Genomic DNA, 2,213 nt, shown 5'->3' on the forward strand with positions numbered 1-2,213 from the left:
CGGGCGCCGCGGCAGCGGCTGGTGCGCGCCGAGCCGGCGGGCTGGGGACGCGCGGCGGACGACGGCGCGGTGCCGGTGTTCTGCCACGCGCTGGGCGACGGCAGCGGCCGGGCGGCGGTCGTGGGGCAGCTGCTGGACGAGGGCACGGCGGTGGCGCTGTGGCGCGCGGACGGCCACCGGGACGACGAGTGCGGCGACGGGTGCGCGGCGTACCACGAGGAGCTGGCGGCGCTGCTCGCGGACGCTGCAGGAACGGTCGTGCGCGATCTGCCGGAGCGGCTGCACGAGGTGCGCCGGGAGGCGCTGGAGACGGGCCGGGGCTGTGCGGCGGACGTGATCCTCTTTTACGACGACGCGGATGACGCCATCGGCGCGGGCGGATAGGGCAGGGGCGGGGACAGGGCGTGGCCCGACAGGAACGGATAGGGCACGGGCGGATAGGGCACGGGCGGACAGGACATGGGCGGACAGGACGTGGACGGACAGGGCATGGGCGCACAGGGCATGGGCGCACAGGGCATGGGCGCACAGGGCATGGGCGCACAGGAAGGAAGGGGCGGCGCGCCGCCGGGCGGCGCCCCTCGGCGCGGGTGGTGAACGGCCGCCGCGGGCGTACGGGTGCCGGTGAACGGGTGACCCGGCGGACCCGCGGCCCGGTGAACGGGTGAACGGCGCGCGCCCGTCCGGACGCGCCGTACGCCAACACCGCGCACCGCCCGCGCGGTTGGACGAAATCCGCCCGCCACCACGCGGATTGGCCGATTCGGCACCGGGCGTCAGCGCGCCCGGCTAGCCTCTTATCCCCGTGAGGGTTGCCCCCGTCCGTCGCCGGGCAGACAGTGGGGCAAGCCCGCTGCCCGGTCGGCGACAAAGGGGTTACGACGTGAGCGAGTGGCTCATCTACCGAGGCACCGGCGCCCCCCACGACGGCATGGAGAGACTGCCGGAACCGCCGCCATGGCGAGAATTCGACGGCGGCCCGCCGGTGCCACCGCCGGCCGCGCTGGAGCCGTCCTCCGAGCGCAGGCTCGGCCAGCGGCGCCGCGAGGCCAGCCACCACCGGCCCAGCACCCGCGAGTGCGAGATGGTCAACGCCGCGCTGTATCTGCGCCGCCCGCTGCTCGTCACCGGGCAGGCCGGCAGCGGCAAGAGCACGCTCGCGCACTCGGTGGCGTACGAGCTGGGTCTCGGCCGGGTCCTCACCTGGCCGATCGTCAGCCGCAGCACGCTGCGCGACGGCCTGTACGCCTACGACGCCATCGGCCGGCTGCAGGACGCCCAGCTGGAACGCGCCACCCGCCGGCCCGCCGCGGACCCGCCCGACGCGGCCTCCCCGGCCCGCGCGGACGCCGCCGACGAGCCCGGCGGCGGCATCGGGCGCTACATCCGCCTCGGCCCGCTGGGCACCGCGCTGCTGCCCTCCGCGCGCCCGCGCGTGCTGCTCGTCGACGAGCTGGACAAGAGCGACATCGACCTGCCCAACGACCTCCTCCACGTCCTGGAGGAGGGCGAGTTCACGATCCCCGAGCTGGAGCGGATCGCCGACCGCGCGCCGGTCGTCGAGGTGCTCAGCGACGACGGTACGAAAGTGCCCGTGCGCGGCGGCCGGGTGCGCTGCGGCGCCTTTCCGTTCATCGTGCTCACCAGCAACGGCGAGCGCGAGTTCCCGGCGCCGCTGCGCCGCCGCTGTATCGAGCTGCAACTGCCGGTGCCGGACCGGGCGCGGCTGACGGGGATGGTGCGGGCGCACTTCCCCGAGGGCGACGACGAGCGGTTCGGGGAGCTGATCGACCGCTTCCTGGCGGCCGGCGCCGGCGACGTACGCGCCGTGGACCAACTGCTCAACGCCATCGAACTGACCCGGCAGGCCGACTGGGACCCGGCGGACGGCTCCGCCAGGCGCGTCACCGAGGAGCTGATGCGGCCCATCAACAGGCCGCGGTGAGCGCGATGGCGGGGCGCGGGGGTGCGGGCGGGCAGGGCGCCGAGGAGCTGGTGGGCCGGCTTCTGGCGGCCGGACTGCCCCCGGACGCCCGCGGCCTCGCCGACGTCCTGTGGCTCGCCGAGGAGCTGGCGCGCAGCGCCGATGCGGCGGACGCCGCGGCAGGGAGCGCGGACCCGGATGCCGCGCCGGGGGCGGCGACCCGCATGGAATCGGCCACTTTTCCCGACCCCGACACCCGCTCCGACAGGCGCTCCGGCTCCGGCGCCGG

Annotated in this window: 3 protein-coding genes; all 3 read left to right on the forward strand. The window is 76.2% G+C overall.

The window, feature by feature from the left end; genetic code table 11:
* Positions 1–384: VMAP-C domain-containing protein (locus ABD317_RS36080; RefSeq protein ID WP_486389031.1), on the forward strand; the 384-nt coding region annotated here is incomplete at its 5' end.
* A 499-nt stretch (positions 385–883) separates the two neighbouring features.
* The gene (locus tag ABD317_RS36085; RefSeq protein WP_344296139.1) at positions 884–1,945 is read left to right on the forward strand and encodes an AAA family ATPase; all 1,062 of its coding nucleotides are present in this window, start codon (positions 884–886) and stop codon (positions 1,943–1,945) included.
* A gap of 5 nt (positions 1,946–1,950) precedes the next feature.
* Positions 1,951–2,213, forward strand: a 263-nt coding sequence (locus tag ABD317_RS36090) for a hypothetical protein (RefSeq protein ID WP_344296143.1), incomplete at its 3' end; no start/stop codon positions are given.

This window comes from Streptomyces synnematoformans (assembly GCF_039531005.1).
Taxonomy (GTDB): domain Bacteria; phylum Actinomycetota; class Actinomycetes; order Streptomycetales; family Streptomycetaceae; genus Streptomyces; species Streptomyces synnematoformans.